At 65.0% G+C, this 15,472-nt stretch carries 15 protein-coding genes; 11 read left to right on the forward strand and 4 right to left on the reverse strand.

Annotated features, from left to right (window positions below; all coding sequences use genetic code 11):
* The first annotated feature begins 106 nt into the window (after nt 1-106).
* The 3 genes from KTQ37_RS01225 (at nt 107) to murJ (ending at nt 5,638) form a co-directional block, all read left to right on the forward strand.
* Nucleotides 107-1,279 (forward strand): penicillin-binding protein activator, encoded by a 1,173-nt coding sequence (locus KTQ37_RS01225; RefSeq protein ID WP_218628642.1) that lies wholly within the window; start codon nt 107-109, stop codon nt 1,277-1,279.
* Nucleotides 1,280-1,379: 100 nt separating this feature from the next.
* Nucleotides 1,380-4,091 carry a [protein-PII] uridylyltransferase gene (locus tag KTQ37_RS01230; protein ID WP_236021030.1) on the forward strand — a complete coding sequence of 904 codons (2,712 nt, stop codon included), beginning with the start codon at nt 1,380-1,382 and terminating at the stop codon, nt 4,089-4,091.
* Nucleotides 4,091-5,638 carry a murein biosynthesis integral membrane protein MurJ gene (gene murJ, locus KTQ37_RS01235; protein ID WP_218628643.1) on the forward strand — a complete coding sequence of 516 codons (1,548 nt, stop codon included), beginning with the start codon at nt 4,091-4,093 and terminating at the stop codon, nt 5,636-5,638. Before KTQ37_RS01230 ends, murJ begins: the two co-directional genes overlap by 1 nt.
* Here murJ and KTQ37_RS01240 read toward each other — a convergent pair whose 3' ends face one another.
* Nucleotides 5,639-6,322 carry a rhomboid family intramembrane serine protease gene (locus KTQ37_RS01240; RefSeq protein ID WP_218628644.1) on the reverse strand — a complete coding sequence of 228 codons (684 nt, stop codon included), beginning with the start codon at nt 6,320-6,322 and terminating at the stop codon, nt 5,639-5,641.
* Nucleotides 6,323-6,420: 98 nt separating this feature from the next.
* Here KTQ37_RS01240 and trpS point away from each other — a divergent pair, with 98 nt between their 5' ends.
* Nucleotides 6,421-7,461, forward strand: a complete 1,041-nt coding sequence (gene trpS, locus KTQ37_RS01245; RefSeq protein ID WP_218628645.1) for a tryptophan--tRNA ligase — start codon at nt 6,421-6,423, stop codon at nt 7,459-7,461.
* Nucleotides 7,462-7,507: 46 nt separating this feature from the next.
* Here trpS and KTQ37_RS01250 read toward each other — a convergent pair whose 3' ends face one another.
* The 3 genes from KTQ37_RS01250 to KTQ37_RS01260 are packed head-to-tail and all read right to left on the reverse strand — an operon-like array spanning nt 7,508 to nt 9,784.
* Complete coding sequence (locus KTQ37_RS01250; RefSeq protein WP_218628646.1) at nt 7,508-8,821, reverse strand: MATE family efflux transporter; 1,314 nt, start codon at nt 8,819-8,821, stop codon at nt 7,508-7,510.
* A 7-nt stretch (nt 8,822-8,828) separates the two neighbouring features.
* On the reverse strand, nt 8,829-9,341 hold the full coding sequence (locus KTQ37_RS01255; protein ID WP_218628647.1) for a PaaI family thioesterase: 513 nt from the start codon (nt 9,339-9,341) through the stop codon (nt 8,829-8,831).
* The gene (locus KTQ37_RS01260; RefSeq protein ID WP_218628648.1) at nt 9,338-9,784 is read right to left on the reverse strand and encodes a PaaI family thioesterase; all 447 of its coding nucleotides are present in this window, start codon (nt 9,782-9,784) and stop codon (nt 9,338-9,340) included. The genes KTQ37_RS01255 and KTQ37_RS01260 overlap by 4 nt, the downstream gene beginning before the upstream one ends.
* A gap of 193 nt (nt 9,785-9,977) precedes the next feature.
* On the opposite strand from KTQ37_RS01260, the gene KTQ37_RS01265 reads away from it, so the two are divergent.
* From KTQ37_RS01265 to KTQ37_RS01295, 7 genes are all read left to right on the forward strand, one after another.
* Nucleotides 9,978-10,346: a MerR family transcriptional regulator gene (locus tag KTQ37_RS01265; protein WP_218628649.1), complete on the forward strand. Its 369-nt coding sequence runs from the start codon at nt 9,978-9,980 to the stop codon at nt 10,344-10,346.
* Nucleotides 10,347-10,587: 241 nt separating this feature from the next.
* Complete coding sequence (locus KTQ37_RS01270; protein ID WP_218628650.1) at nt 10,588-10,986, forward strand: MerR family transcriptional regulator; 399 nt, start codon at nt 10,588-10,590, stop codon at nt 10,984-10,986.
* A gap of 24 nt (nt 10,987-11,010) precedes the next feature.
* Nucleotides 11,011-12,786 carry an acyl-CoA dehydrogenase C-terminal domain-containing protein gene (locus tag KTQ37_RS01275; RefSeq protein WP_218628651.1) on the forward strand — a complete coding sequence of 592 codons (1,776 nt, stop codon included), beginning with the start codon at nt 11,011-11,013 and terminating at the stop codon, nt 12,784-12,786.
* 39 nt (nt 12,787-12,825) lie between these two features.
* Nucleotides 12,826-13,272: a GFA family protein gene (locus KTQ37_RS01280; protein ID WP_218628652.1), complete on the forward strand. Its 447-nt coding sequence runs from the start codon at nt 12,826-12,828 to the stop codon at nt 13,270-13,272.
* Nucleotides 13,272-13,484 (forward strand): hypothetical protein, encoded by a 213-nt coding sequence (locus tag KTQ37_RS01285; protein ID WP_218628653.1) that lies wholly within the window; start codon nt 13,272-13,274, stop codon nt 13,482-13,484. Before KTQ37_RS01280 ends, KTQ37_RS01285 begins: the two co-directional genes overlap by 1 nt.
* Nucleotides 13,485-13,621: 137 nt before the next feature.
* Complete coding sequence (locus KTQ37_RS01290; RefSeq protein WP_218628654.1) at nt 13,622-14,248, forward strand: glutathione S-transferase family protein; 627 nt, start codon at nt 13,622-13,624, stop codon at nt 14,246-14,248.
* Nucleotides 14,249-14,257: 9 nt separating this feature from the next.
* Nucleotides 14,258-15,469: an acetyl-CoA C-acetyltransferase gene (locus KTQ37_RS01295; RefSeq protein WP_218628655.1), complete on the forward strand. Its 1,212-nt coding sequence runs from the start codon at nt 14,258-14,260 to the stop codon at nt 15,467-15,469.
* The last annotated feature ends 3 nt before the right edge of the window (nt 15,470-15,472 follow it).

Raw genomic sequence — 15,472 nt, forward strand, 5'->3', positions numbered from 1 at the left:
CGCTCATCGTCGCGCCTTTCGTATGCCGGGAAAGTTTACTTCACTTCGGGAAAAGCTTAGGGTTCGCCGGTGTTTACCCCCTGCTCCCGGATCAGAGGACGATTTCATGTTCGCCATTTTACGCAATGCCCGCAACCCTTTGCTGCGAATCGGAGTGGTGCTGTCGGCCCTTTTGCTGGCCGCGTGCCAACCGGGCGGCGGCAACACCGGACAGCGCATCGACACCTCGGCAGCGGTCCCCGTAGCACTACTGGTTCCAGGCGGATCGGGCCAGCCCGGAGATGAGACTCTGGCCCTTTCCTTGCAGCAGGCCGCGCAGCTGGCGATTGCCGACCTGCAGGGCGTCAAGATCGACCTGCGCGTCTACAACACCGGCGCGAGCCCCGCGCTGGCCGCGCAGATGGCCAACAAGGCGGTTGATGAAGGCGCCAAGATCATCCTCGGCCCGGTTTTCGCCGAATCCGCAAACTCGGTGGGCCTTGCGGTCGCGAACCGCAACGTGAACGTGCTGTCCTTCTCGAACAACGCAGATATCGCGGGGGGGAACGTCTTCGTCCTTGGCCAGACCTTCCAGAACACGGCCAATCGGCTTGCCAGCTATGCGGCCTCGCATGGCAAGCGCCGCATCCTGATCGTGAACGACCAGACCCCGGCGGGCGAAGTCGGCGCGCGGGCGATCCAGAACGCGATCTCGCGCTCGGGGGCGACCTTTGCGGGTAAGGCCTCGTATTCGTTCTCGCAACAGGGCGTAGCTTCGGCCGTACCGGGCATCGCAAGCCGTGTGAAGGCGGGCGATGTGGACGCGCTGTTCCTGACGGCCGATACCGCTGGCGCGCTGCCGATGCTGGCGCAATTGCTGCCCGATCAGGGCGTGAGCGCACAGCAGACCACCTTCATCGGCCTGACCCGTTGGGATATTCCGAACGCGACGCTGTCGATCCCCGGCCTGCAGGGCGGCTGGTTCGCCATGCCCGATCCGGGCCCGAACCTGCAGTTCCAATCCCGTTACCAGGCGACCTACGGCTCTGCGCCGCATCCGATCGCGGGCCTTGCCTATGACGGCGTGGCGGCCATCGGCGCGCTTGTGCGTTCGGGTCGCCCCGATGCGCTGACCCGTTCGGGCCTGACGCAGGGCGCGGGGTTTGTCGGCGTGAACGGCATCTTCCGCCTGCTGCCCGATGGCACGAACGAACGCGCGCTTTCCGTGGTCGAGATCCGCAACGGCCAGACCGTTGTGATCGAGGGCGCCCCGAGATCCTTCGGCGGCGCCGGTCTCTGACCCGGCGCTGTCTTCTGAACAAAGCCCCGCAGCAGGACATGGCGAACACGTGAACGATACGAACTATTTCCCCCCGGCTCCGGCCGGGGCGCCCCTGCTCCTGAACGATGCGGAGCTAGCCGATCAGCTTGATGAGACTCTGGTTGATGCACCGGACGAACGCGCGGTGCGCGCGGCCACCGTCCAGTTCCTGCAAAAGGCCCGCACCGAGGCGACGCACTGGATCGAGGAGGATTTTGCCACTCATCCCCGGACCGCGCGCGACACCATGCGCTATTACGCGCGCATGACGGACGGGCTGGTGAACGCCATCTTGCATGTCGCGACGACCCGCCTGCACCGACTGGGCAATCCAACCGATGCCGAAAAGCTGGCCGTGCTGGCGGTCGGGGGCTATGGCCGCGCCGAGATGGCCCCCGCCTCCGACGTCGATCTGCTGTTCCTGACGCCCTGGAAGATCACCCCCTGGGCCGAAAGCGTGATCGAGTCGATGCTCTACATGCTGTGGGATCTCAAGCTGAAGGTCGGCCACAGCTCGCGCACGATCGAGGATTGCGTCCGGCTGGGGCGCGAGGATTACACCATACGCACCGCGATGCTGGAACAGCGCTACCTCGGCGGCGACGCCGCGCTGGCAGAAGAGCTGACCGAGCGGCTGCGTGCAGATCTCTTCCGCGGCACGGGCGCCGAATTCACCGAGGCCAAGCTGGAGGAGCGCGATGCACGCCACCGCCGCCAGGGCGGCCAGCGCTACGTGCTTGAACCCAATGTGAAAGAAGGCAAGGGCGGGCTGCGCGACTTGCAGACGCTCTACTGGATCGCGAAGTATATCCACCATGTGAACCGCGCGGCGGACCTGGTGCCGCTCGGTGTCTTCACAGCCGACGAATACCAGCATTTCCGCGACGCCGAGGATTACCTCTGGGCGGTCCGCTGCCATCTGCACATGATCGCAGGGCGCGCGGCCGACCAGCTGACCTTCGACATGCAGGTCGAGGTGGCGCGCCGCATGGGCTATTCCGACACCGCCGGGCGCCGCGCGGTCGAGGTCTTCATGCAAGATTACTTCCGCCACGCCACCAAGGTGGGTGAAGTCACGCGCATCTTCCTGACCGCGCTCGAGGCGCAGCACGTCAAGCGCCCGCCGGTGCTCAAGCGGCTGTTCCGCCGTCGCCGCCCGCTCAAGGCGCCCTTCGTCGATGACAACGGGCGCATCAACGTGGCCGACAAGCGCGCCTTCCTGGCCGACCGGCTGAACCTGTTGCGCGTCTTCGAAGAGGGCCTGCGCACCGGGATGCTGATTCACCCCGACGCGATGCGTATTGTCAGCGCGAACCTGCATCTGATCGACGACGAACTGCGCGAGAACCGCGAGGCGCAGCGCATTTTCCTCGATCTGCTGCTGAAACACGGCAACCCCGAGCGCGCGCTGCGGCGGATGAACGAACTCGGCGTGCTGTCGGCCTTCATCCCCGAGTTCGAGCCGATCGTGGCGATGATGCAGTTCAACATGTACCACAGCTACACGGTGGACGAGCACACGATCCAGGTGGTCTCAACTCTTGCGCAGATCGAGCGCGAGGAGTTGATCGAAGAACTGCCGCTCTCGTCGCATATCCTCAAGGAAGGGGTGAACCGCCGCGTCCTTTACGTCGCGCTTTTGCTGCATGACATCGGCAAGGGCCGTCCCGAGGATCACTCGATCCTTGGCGCGCAGATCGCGCGCCGCGTGGCGCCGCGCCTGGGGCTGAATGCCGAGGAATGCGAGACGGTCGAATGGCTGATCCGCCACCACCTGCTGATGTCCGACGTGGCGCAAAAGCGTGACCTGTCCGACCCGCGCACGATTCGCGACTTCGCCAAGATGGTGAAGACGCGCAAGCGGCTCGACCTGCTGACGGTACTGACCGTGTGCGACATCCGCGGCGTCGGCCCGAACGTGTGGAACAACTGGAAGGCGACGCTGCTGCGCAGGCTCTACGCCGACTCGGCGCGCGCGCTTGAGCATGGGATGGAGGCCATCAATCGCGAGCAGCGCACCACTGACGCCAAGCGCGCGCTGCGCGAGGCGCTTGCCGACTGGGAGGCCAAGGAGCTGCGCACCGAGACGGCGCGCCATTACGATCCCTACTGGCAGGGCCTCTCGACCGAGACGCATATGGCCTTCGCCACGCTGCTGCGCGAACTCGGTGACAACGAGATTCGCATCGACCTGCACCCCGACCCCGACCATGATGCGACGCGCGCGGCCTTCGCGCTGGCCGACCATCCGGGCATCTTCTCACGTCTCGCCGGGGCGCTGGCACTGGTGGGGGCGAACGTCGTGGATGCGCGCACCTATACCTCGAAGGACGGCTATGCCACGGCGGTCTTCTGGATCCAGGACTCCGAGGGGCACCCTTACGAGTCCACCCGCCTGCCGCGTCTGCGCCAGATGATCGACAAGACGCTCAAGGGCGAGGTCGTGGCGCGCGACGCGCTCAAGGATCGCGACAAGATCAAGAAGCGCGAGCGCGAATTCACCTTCCCGACCCATATCACCTTCGACAACGAAGGCTCGGATATCTACACCATCGTCGAGGTGGACACCCGCGACCGGCCTGGCCTGCTTTATGACCTGACGCGGGCGCTGGCGACCTCGAACATCTACATAGCCAGCGCAGTGATCGCGACCTATGGCGCGCAGGTGGTCGATACATTCTACGTCAAGGACATGTTCGGCCTGAAACTGCACGCCAAGGGCAAGCAGGAGGCGCTTGAAAAGCGCCTGCGCGATGCGATCGTGTCGGGCGCCAAAAGGGCCGGAAACTGATGCAGCCCGTTCGCTTGGTGCGCGGTTTCCTGACGGTCGGCCTGTGGACCTTCGCAAGCCGCCTGCTGGGGTTCGCGCGCGACATGATGATGGCCGCCTATCTGGGCGCGGGCCCTGTGGCCGAGGCCTTCATGGTCGCCTTCTCGCTGCCCAACATGTTTCGCCGCTTCTTCGCCGAGGGGGCCTTCAACATGGCCTTCGTGCCGATGTTCGCCAAGCGGCTGGAGGCGGGCGACGATCCGCAGGGCTTTGCGCGCGACGCCTTCAAGGGGCTGTCTGCGGTGCTTGTGGTCTTCACCCTGATCGGAACCTTGGCGATGCCCTGGCTCGTCTGGGCGATGGCTGCGGGTTTTGCAGGCGATGCGCGCTTTGATCTGGCGGTGCTTTATGGCCAGATCGGGTTTTCCTACATCCTGTTCATCTCGCTCGTCGCGCTGCTCTCGGGTGTGTTGAACGCATTCGGTCGTTTCACCGAGGCCTCGCTGGTGCCGGTGCTGATGAACCTGATGTTCATCGCCGCGATGTGGCTGGCTTCGGTCTTCGGCTGGGACATGGGCCTGACGCTTGCCTGGACCGTGCCGCTGACCGGGATCGCGCAGTTCAGCTGGACATGGTTCTCAGCGCATCGGCTGGGCTACACGCTGCTGCCTGGCCGCCCGCGCATGACGCCCGAGCTTAAGCGCCTTTTGATCATCGCCGGGCCTGCGGTGCTAGCTGGCGGTGTCGTGCAGATCAACCTGCTGGTCGGGCGGCAGGTGGCCTCGTTCACCGAAGGGGCCGTGGCGTGGCTGAGCTATGCCGACCGGCTTTACCAGCTGCCGCTTGGGGTCGTGGGCATCGCCATCGGCACTGTGCTGCTGCCCACCCTGTCGCGGCAGCTGCGCGCGGGCGATGATGCCGCCGGGCGCGAGAGCTTTTCGCGCGGGGCCGAGTTTGCGCTGTTTTTGACCCTGCCCGCCGCGGTCGCGCTGGTGGTGATCGCCGAGCCGCTGATCTCGGTGCTCTATGATCGCGGGGTCTGGACCGATCAGGACACCTGGGCGACCTCGGTCGCGCTGGCGGCCTATGGGCTGGGTCTGCCCGCTTTTGTGCTGCAAAAAGTGGTCCAGCCGCTGTTCTATGCGCGCGAGGATACGCGGCGGCCGTTCTATTACGCCGTTGCCTCGATGATCGTGAACGCGGGCTTTGCCGTGGGGATGATGCCCGTGATGGGCTTCATGGCGGCGGCGCTGGCCACCACGGTTTCCGGCTGGGTGATGCTTGCCCAACTGTGGTGGGGCGCGCGCAGCATGGGTGCGGCCGCCCGACCCGATGCGCGTTTCTGGGCGCGGCTGTGGCGCATCGCGCTCGCCTCGGCGTTGATGGGGGTGGTGCTGTGGCTGGCGGCGCAGGGGCTTGCGCCGATGCTGGCCAAGGGCGGTGCGCGCTGGCTGGCCCTGGCGCTGCTCTGCGGATCGGGGATTGTCGTTTACTTCGGCGCAGGCGCGCTGCTTGGCGCCTACAGCCCTGGCGATCTCAAGCGAAACCTGCGGCGGCGGCGCGGCTGATCAGCGCCGCCGGATGATCGCAAGCGTGTGGCGCCAGCCGCCCGGCGCGACGACAAAGCTCAGCCCGAAGCCTGCCACGAAGCCCGCCAGATCGGCGACCCAGTCTGGGCGCCCGCCGAAGATCAAACCGAAGATCAGCTGGATCGCCATCAGCATGCCGATCAGCGAAAACGCCCGCGCCCGGTTCGAGTTGGTCTGCCCCAGACGCAGCCAGAGGATCCAGGTGAAGGCGCCGATCAGCCCGTAGGCGCCGGGATAGGCCCCGTAGATCGCGACATCGGCGAAGGGCATCATCGCATAGACCAGCGCCCCGAAGATCACCGATCCCAGAAACACCGTCGCCACCGCGAGGCCCGAGAAGACCTCACCCACCATCTTGCCAAGCGCGAGGATGAACACGAGCGCCATGAGCGCATGGGTGACCGTGCCATGTACGAAGGCATAGGTGGCCACGCGGATCAGGTGATGCGGCGGGTAGACACCCTGCTCGACCATGGCGCGCGCGATGCCCGGATCGAAGGCGAAGCGTTGCAGCGCATCCATGCGCCATCCCGCCGCCAATGGGCCCATCAAGCCGGATTGGCCGAGGCCGAAGGCCAACTCGCCCAATATGATTGGCGCGGCAAGCAGCCAGACCACCGGCGGCAGCGGGTTGATGGGATGTTCGTCGTAACCTTCGCGCATTGGCCTGCTCCGTTTCGACGGGGTCCGGTTGACGCCCCGCGCGCTTTAGCGATAAGCCCTCGGCAAGAGTTTTTCCAGCCTGCCCGCAGGAGCCGTCCATGACCGACCAGCCCGCCGATCTCAACGCCAAGTTCCAAAAGCGCATTTTCTCGGGCATCCAGCCCTCGGGGAACCTGACGCTCGGCAACTACCTCGGCGCGCTCAAGCGCTTCGTGCAAAAGCAGGACGAGGGGATCGAGACGATCTACTGCCTCGTCGATCTGCACGCGATCACCGTCTGGCAGGACCCCGAGGCGCTGCGTCGCCAGACCCGCGAGGCGGCGGCTGCCTTCATCGCGGCGGGGATCGACCCGGCGCGCTCGATCCTGTTCAACCAGAGCCAGGTCTCGGCCCATGCCGAGATGGGGTGGCTATTGAACTGCGTGGCGCGGATGGGCTGGATGAACCGCATGACGCAGTGGAAGGACAAGGCTGGCAAGAACGCCGAAAAGCAATCGCTCGGCCTCTTCGCTTACCCCACGCTGATGGCCGCCGACATCTTGCTGTATCACGCGACCATGGTGCCCGTGGGCGAGGACCAGAAGCAGCATGTCGAGCTGACCCGCGACATCGCAGCCAAGTTCAACCATGACTACAAGGTCGATTTCTTCCCCTCGCCCGCGCCGCTGATCGAAGGGGCCGCGACCCGCGTCATGAGCCTGCGTGATGGCTCGAAGAAGATGTCGAAATCCGACCCGTCGGACGCGAGCCGCATCAACATGACGGACGACGCCGATACGATCGCCAAGAAGTTCCGCAAGGCCGTGACCGATCCCGAGCCGCTGCCCGAGACGCTGGAAGGGCTGGAAGGCCGCGCCGAGGCGCGCAACCTCGTCAATGTCTATGCGGCGTTGGCCGATATCTCGCCCGAGCAGGTGATCGCCGAGTTCGGCGGCAAGGGCTTTGGCACCTTCAAGCCCGCGCTGGCCGATCTGGCGGTGTCGAAGCTGGAGCCGATCTCGACCGAGATGAGCCGCCTGATGGCGGACCCGGCCGAGATCGACCGTATCCTGGGTGTGGGCGCCGAGAAGGCCGATGCAATCGCGCAGCCGATCCTGGCCAAGACGCTCGATATCATGGGGATGATCCGCTCGCGGTGAGGGTAGCGGCGGGGGTTTTGCACCCCCGCGCCCCCGCAAGGTATTTTCACCAAGAAGAAGTGGCGGCCTTGGCCTCGGCGCGCGGATAGAGGCGGGCCATTGTGAGCCCGCGCGTCGCGTTGAGCACCATGAGCGCGGCCCAGAGGCCATGGTTGCCGAATGCGGGCAGCAGGAATGCCAGCGCGGCGACATAGACCGCCACCGATGCAAGCATGGCGTTGCGCATCTCACGCGTCAGCGTGGCACCGATGAAGATCCCGTCGAACATCCAGCTTGCGATGCCGATGAGCGGCGCGACGGCCAACCAGGGCAGGTACTGCCGGGCGGTCTCGCGCACTTCGGGCGCCGTCGTCATCGTGTCGATGATCGCGGGGCCCGCGAGCAGGAAGGCAAGACCAAGCAGCGCCGCGCCACCCGCGCCCCATTGCGAGCTGACCACCGCCGCCCGGCGCAGGCGTGTGGGAGAGCGCGCGCCGACCGCCTGCCCCACAAGGCTTTCGGCGGCGAAGGCAAAGCCATCCAGCGCATAGGCGGTGATCCCGAGGAATTGCAGCAGCACCTGATTGGCGGCGAGTTTCACATCCCCCTGCCCCGCGCCGAGGAACAGGAAGGCGGTGAAGGAGCCTTGCAGCAGAACCGAGCGGATCATGATGTCGGTGTTGACCCGCGCCATCTGCGTCAGGCGGGCCCGGTCGAATATCGCCCCGGCGCGCCACAGGCCGCCCGCGAAGGCCTCACGCGCGAGCCAGAGCGCCAGCAGCACGCCCGACCATTCCGCAATCAACGTCGCCGCAGCCACGCCTTTCACGCCCAACCCGAGCCCCAGTACGAACCACAGATCCAGCGCCACGTTCAGCCCGTTCATCCAGAGCTGGAGCACCAGCACGGCCCGGGTGCGTTCGAGCGCGATCAGCCAGCCGGTAAAGGCGTAGAGCGAGATGGTCGCGGGGGCGCCCCAGATCCGCAGGCCGAGGTAGTCGCGGGCGAGCTGTTCGACCTCGGGGCTGGCGGGGGCGATCTGGAAGGCAAGCGAGAACAGCGGATATTGCAGCACGATCAGCGCAAGACCCGCGAGGACCGCGATGATCAGCGCGCGCATCAGGCCCGCCGAGACCTCGCCGCGGTCGCCCTCGCCCGCCGACTGAGCAACAAGCCCCGTCGTGCCCATGCGCAGGAAGCCGAAGATCCAGTAGAGCGATGCGAGGATCACCGCGCCGATACCCACGGCGCCAATCGGGGCCGCCTGCCCCAGTTGCCCGACCACGCCGGTATCCACCGCCCCAAGGATCGGGACGGTCGCGTTCGACAGCACGATCGGCGCTGCGATATTGAAAACGCGCCGATGCGTGATCTCGGCCATGCAAAGATCAGCCGTTATCAAGGGCGGGCATCAGGAAATGACCCGTCGCCTGTGCGAATAGCCGCGAGCGGTTGTCCTGCCAGGCCTCGACATGCACTGAGGCATAGCGCCTCCCCGAGCGATTGACCCGCGCGCGCGCATAGGCATCGCGCGGCAGGCCCGAGCGCAGGTAATCAACGCTGAAGTCGATGGTCTTGGGCAGGCGGGGCAGAAGCACCTCGTCGGCCTGTCCAAGCTCGATGCGGCCCGCCTCGATATCCTCCCACAGCATCGACCAGCCCAGTTCGACGATGGCGGCGACCTCAAGGAAGGCGGCGGTCACCCCGCCGTGCAGGGCAGGCAGCATCGGGTTGCCGATCAGCTTATCGTCAAAAGGCAGAACGGCGGTGAGCTCATCGCCGCGGCGGTCGAACTCGATGCCCAGAAAGCCGATATAGGGCACGCCTTCGACCAGAGCGCGCAGGGCCGCGTCGCGGCGTTGCTTGACGACCTGAACGGGTTCGGGCTTGCGGCGGCTCATTTCGCGGCTCCTTCGAGACGTTCGACGGTGAAGGCGCCGGTCGCGGTGGCGACGGGCAGGCCTTCTTCCTCGTCATGGGCGGTGGCGCGCAGGAAGGCAACCGATCGGGTGATGTGATAGACCTCGGCGCGGGCGGTAATGCGCTGCCGGGGGGTGGCCGTGCGCATGTAGTCGATGCGCAGGTCGATGGTCGCAGTGCCGGCCGGGGCGTCAGGGTGGCTCATGACGGCAGCCCCGCAGCAGGTGTCCATCAGCGCCGAGACGGCCCCGCCGTGAATGACGCCGGTGCGCGGATCGCCGACCAGACGCTCATCCCAGGGCATCGAGATTACCGCGCGGCCGCCTCCGATCATGTCGAGATGCATCCCGAGCGCATGGCTGTGCGGGATCGCCTCGATAAAACGGCGCGCCAAATCCAGCTTCGCCGCATCCTCATGGCTCATGGAAACTCCGCCAGACTCAGTCATTTGCGTCCTCCGATTGTTCAGTCGACTATCCTGCGCCTCTTTGACACAGGCAAGCAGGTCGCGCAGTGCCGTAGCGGCATTTGGCCTTTGCGCCCCTCGGTCCGGGCCGCAAAGCCAGTTGAAGACAAAGGTGTCACCGGATAGCTTGCCCTCACGTAGGGAGGAACCGATGGCGGATGTTCTGAGCTTCAAAGAGATGTGCGCACGTTTCGATGTGACCCCGCGCACGCTCCGGTATTACGAGTATATCGAGCTGCTCTCGCCGCAAAAGTCTGGTCGCTCACGTTTTTATGGCGCGCGCGAGATCGCACGGATGACCCTGATCCTGCGCGGCCGCCGTTTCGGCTTCTCTCTGGAAGAGCTGCGCCAGTGGCTGCTGATCTACGATCAGAAAGGCACGGAAGAGCAGAACCGGGTCTGGATCGAACTGGCCGACCGGCAGCTCGATGTGCTGCGCAAAGAGCGCGATGAGCTGGAAGTGACCATCGCCGACCTCAAGCAATTGCGCGACGATGTCGCGAAAACGCTTGATTCCTGACGCTCAAAGCGCTTCGAATCAAAGTTGACCCTGGGGCTTATTCCGACCCCACGCACCCTGCGCCATAACCGCGCGGGGTTCGAAAATTTCTTTACCCCTACGTCAATTTGAACTGACATTACGTCAGAGAATTTGTGACGCCACGTTATAGTGACGTTAAGGTCAACTTAGCTTGTAATGTGGGGGTGGAAATTGAATCTGCCGCCTCAACGTTACGTCAAGACAACGAGAGGCTCGTGCAATGAGTGAAGAGGTGATGACGATCCGAGAGATGTGTGACGCGTTCGATGTAACGCCGCGCACACTACGGTTCTACGAAAGCAAGGAACTGCTGTTCCCAATCCGTGAAGGGCAAAAGCGGCTCTTTACCCGGCGCGACCGGGCGCGGCTGAAACTGATCCTGCGCGGCAAGCGCTTCGGCTTCAGCCTCGAAGACATCCGCCAGTTGCTCGACATGTATTCGATGGGCGACCAGCAGAAGACGCAGCTTGCCGAGACGCTCAAGGTGGCGCGTCGGCGCAAAGAGGAAATGACGCGGCAACGCGACGAACTTGGCGAGGCAATTGCCGAGTTGCAGGAACAGATCGAATGGGGCGAGCGGGAGCTGGCCGGGCAGAACCCGGAGTCTTCCGCCGCCTGAACAAGGTGACTCAGGGAGAGAGAAATGCCCAGCTATACCGCCAATACCAAGGACATGCAGTTCGTGCTGCATGAGGTCCTGAAAATCTCGGAGGCCGGCATCCCCGGCTATGAGGAAATGGACCGCGATTTCACCGACGCCGTGCTGGATGCCGCGGCCAAGGTCTCCACCGAGGTATTGGCGCCGCTCAACGTCGTGGGCGACACCGAGGGTTGCGTGCTGGAAAACGGCATCGTGCGCACGCCCAAGGGGTTCGACGCGGCCTTCGAGGCGATGAAGGACGGGGGATGGACCGCACTCGATTGCGACCCCGACTTCGGCGGCCAGGGCATGCCCTACCTGCTCAACTGCGCCGTGGGCGAGATGTTCGTCTCGGCCAACATGGCCTTCAACATGTATCAGGGCCTGACGCATGGCGCCTATTCGGCGATCCATGCCCATGGCACCGATGAGCAGAAGGCCAAGTATCTGCCCAAGATGGTGTCCTGCGAATGGACCGGCACCATGAACCTGACCGAGCCGCATTGCGGCACCGATCTGGGCATGATGCGCACCAAGGCCGAGCCGCAGGACGACGGCAGCTACAAGGTCACCGGGCAGAAGATCTTCATCTCGGCGGGCGATCACGATCTGGCGGAAAACATCATCCACCTGGTGCTGGCCAAGGCGCCGGGCGGCGGCGAGGGCACCAAGGGCGTCTCGCTCTTCATCGTGCCGAAGTTCCTGGTGAACGAGGATGGCTCGCTTGGGGCGCGCAACGCGGTCTCTGTCGGCAAGATCGAAGAGAAGATGGGCATCCACGGCAACTCGACCTGCGTGATGAATTACGACGGGGCGACGGGCTGGCTGCTTGGCGATCTGCACAAGGGCATGCGCGCGATGTTCACCATGATGAACGAGGCGCGTCTGGGTGTGGGCCTGCAAGGCTACGCCGTGGCCGAGGCCGCCTATCAGAACGCGCTCGCCTATGCCAAGGACCGCCTGCAGGGCCGCGCCGTCACCGGCACCGAGAACCCCAACGGCCCGGCCGATCCGCTGATCGTGCATCCCGACATCCGCCGCTCGCTGATGGATCAGAAAAGCTTCCTCGAAGGCGCCCGCGCCTTCACCTTCTGGGGCGCCTCGCTGATCGACCGCGCGCATAAATCGGGCGACGACGACGCCGAGGGGCTGATCTCGCTGATGACGCCGGTCATCAAGGGTTTCCTGACCGACAAGGGCTTCGAGACGACCGTGCTCGCGCAGCAGGTCTATGGCGGCCATGGCTACATCGAGGAATGGGGCATGTCGCAATTCGCGCGCGATGCCCGGATCACGATGATCTACGAAGGCGCGAACGGCGTGCAGGCGCTGGACCTCGTGGGCCGCAAGCTGGCGCAGGACGGCGGCAAGCATGTCATGGCCTTCTTCGAGATGATCAAGGCCGAGTGCAAGGCGCATGACGCGGATGAACGCATGAAGCCCTTCACCGACGCGCTGAAAGCTGCCTCGAAGCAGCTTCAGTCCTCGGCCATGTTCTTCATGCAAAGCGGCATGAAAAACCCCAACGCGGCGCTTTCGGGCAGCTACGACTTCATGCACCTGATGGGCCATGTCTGCCTTGGTCTGATGTGGACGCGGATGGCAGCGGCGGCCCATGCGGCGCTGGATGCCGGGGCGTCTGACAAGGCCTTCTACGAGGGCAAGATCGCCACCGGCCGCTACTACATGGCGCGCCAGCTTCCGGCCTGCGCGATGCACCTTGCGCGGATCGAATCCGGGGCCGATCCGGTGATGGCGCTTTCCGTCGATCAGTTCTAAGCTTTCGGGGCGCGGACGGTTCCCGCCCCGGAGGATTTCATGAACCTTGAGAAAGACTGGCAGACCCTTCCGGCCTTTTCCGGCGGCTGCCAATGTGGGGCCGTGCGCTACGATGTGGCGCCCGGCCCTTCCTTTGCCTCGATCTGCCATTGCCGGATGTGCCAGCGCGCCACCGGCAGCCCCTTCGCCGCGCTCTTGAAGGTCGCCGCCGATCGGGTCACCTGGCATGGCACGCCGGGCGTCTTCGCCTCGTCGAACATCGCCGAGCGCGGCTATTGCCCGGCCTGCGGCACTCCCCTTTTCTATCGCCAGACCGCCGGACAGTGGGTCGAGCTTACCTCGGGCTCGATACCGCCGACGGTGCCCTTCCGCCCCGTGCGACAATGGGGGATCGAGGGGCGACACGACTGGCTTGCCGGGCTGGACATCCCCGGCGCGCCGACTGTTGAGCGCGACGTGATTTCCCACCAATCGAAGGACGCCTGATGCCCAAGCGCCTGCGCATGACCCGCCGCTTTCCCGTCGCACTGACGAACGACGCCTACCGCACTTTGCACCGCTTCGCGGCCGAAGCGGGCCTGAGCCCGGACGAGTCGCTGTGCTTCCTGTTCGAGCATTTCAACTCGGTCACGCATCACGAAAACCTTGCCGCCCGGCTGCGCCTGTTCAAGGCCGAACTGGAGGATCGCAAGGCCTGATCCACTCACCGCACACCGCGACGTGCGGTCATTTCGTCTCGTGACGTTACGCAACTTCCCCCTGCAGGTCTTTACCTGCGCGTCAACGTCGAACAACTATAGTTGAGCCCGACGCGTTCGGGCCGGGAGGACTGAGGATGACGGCGAAACTCTACTGCTTTGGCGAGTCCGGCAATGCCTACAAGGCGGCGCTGACGATGACCCTTGCGGGCTATGACTGGGAGCCCGTCTTCGTCGATTTCTTCCGGGGCGAGACGCGCTCGCCCGAGTATCTCGCGCTCAACGAGATGGGCGAGGCGCCCGTCTTCGTCGAGGGCGACGTGACGCTGACCCAGTCGGGCCTGATCCAGATGCATATCGCCGAGAAGACCGGCAAGCTGATGGAGGGCGACCGCAACGAGATCCTGCGCTGGCTGTTTTGGGACAACCACAAGGGCAGCTCGCAATTCGGCGCGCTGCGGTTCATGATGAACTTCCTGCCCGAGGAAAAGCGCCCGCAGGCCGCGATCCAGTGGCTGTCGGGGCGCGCTCAGGCCGCCCTCAAGACGCTGGAGCGCCACCTCGAAAGCCGCGACTGGATGGCGGGCGATGCCCCCACCCTCGCCGATACGGCCTGCTGCGGCTATCTTTATTACCCCGAGCCCTTCGGGTTCGAGCGGACGAATTTCCCCGCCATTTCGGCATGGCTCGACCGCATCGCGGCGCTGCCCGGATGGAAACACCCTTACGACATGATGCCCGGCAACCCTGCGGACCGGGCCTGAGGAGGAAAGATGACCGAAGCCTATATCTACGACGCCTGCCGGACCCCGCGCGGCAAGGGCCGCCCGGACGGCAGCCTGCACGAGGTAACCTCGGTCGCGCTCTCGGCGCGGCTGCTGAACGCCGTCAAGGAGCGGAACGGCCTTGAGGGCCACGCCGTCGAGGATGTGATCTGGGGCAACGTCACCCAGGTTGGCGAACAGGGCGGCTGCCTCGCCCGCTCGGCCGTGCTGCTGTCGAACCTGGACGAGCGTATTCCGGGCCTGTCGATCAACCGTTTCTGCGCCTCGGGCATGGAGGCCGTGAATCTGGCCGCCAACCAGGTCAAGGGCGGCGCGGGTCAGGCTTATATCGCCGGCGGCGTCGAGATGATGGGCCGCGTGGCCATGGGCTCGGACGGCGCGGCGATCGCCGTTGACCCGAGCCTTGCGATGAAGACCTATTTCGTGCCGCAAGGCATCTCGGCCGATATCATCGCTACCGAATACGGTTTCACCCGCGAGCAGGCCGACGCGCTGGCCGTTGAATCGCAGCGCCGCGCCGCCGAAGCCTGGGCTGAGAACCGCTTTGCCAAGTCCATCGTGCCGGTGGTCGATCAGAACGGCGTCGTCATCCTTGACCACGACGAATACATGCGTCCCGGCACGCAGGTCGAAGACCTCGCCAAGCTGAAAGCCTCGTTCAAGGACATGGGCGAAGTGATGCCGGGCTTCGACAAGGTTGCGATGCTGAAATACCCGCATCTGAGCCACGTCAACCACATCCATCACGCGGGCAACTCGTCGGGTATCGTGGATGGCGCGGCGGCCGTGCTGATCGGCAACAAGGAATTCGGCGAGGCCCACGGCCTCAAGCCGCGCGCGCGCATCCGCGCCACTGCCAAGATCGGTACCGATCCGACGATCATGCTGACCGGCCCGGTTCCGGTGACCGAGAAGATCCTGCGCGACAGCGGCATGTCGATCGGCGACATCGACCTGTTCGAGGTGAACGAAGCCTTCGCCTCGGTCGTTCTGCGCTTCATGCAGGCCTTCGACGTCTCGCCCGACAGGGTCAACGTCAACGGCGGCGCGATGGCCATGGGGCACCCGCTTGGCGCCACCGGCGCGATCATCATCGGCACCCTGCTGGACGAGCTGGAGCGCCGCGACCTGTCCACCGGCCTTGCCACCCTGTGCATCGCATCGGGCATGGGCGCGGCCACCATCATCGAGCGCATCTGAGCC

The organism is Sedimentimonas flavescens (assembly GCF_019264375.1).
GTDB classification, from domain to species: Bacteria; Pseudomonadota; Alphaproteobacteria; order Rhodobacterales; family Rhodobacteraceae; genus Rhodobacter; species Rhodobacter flavescens.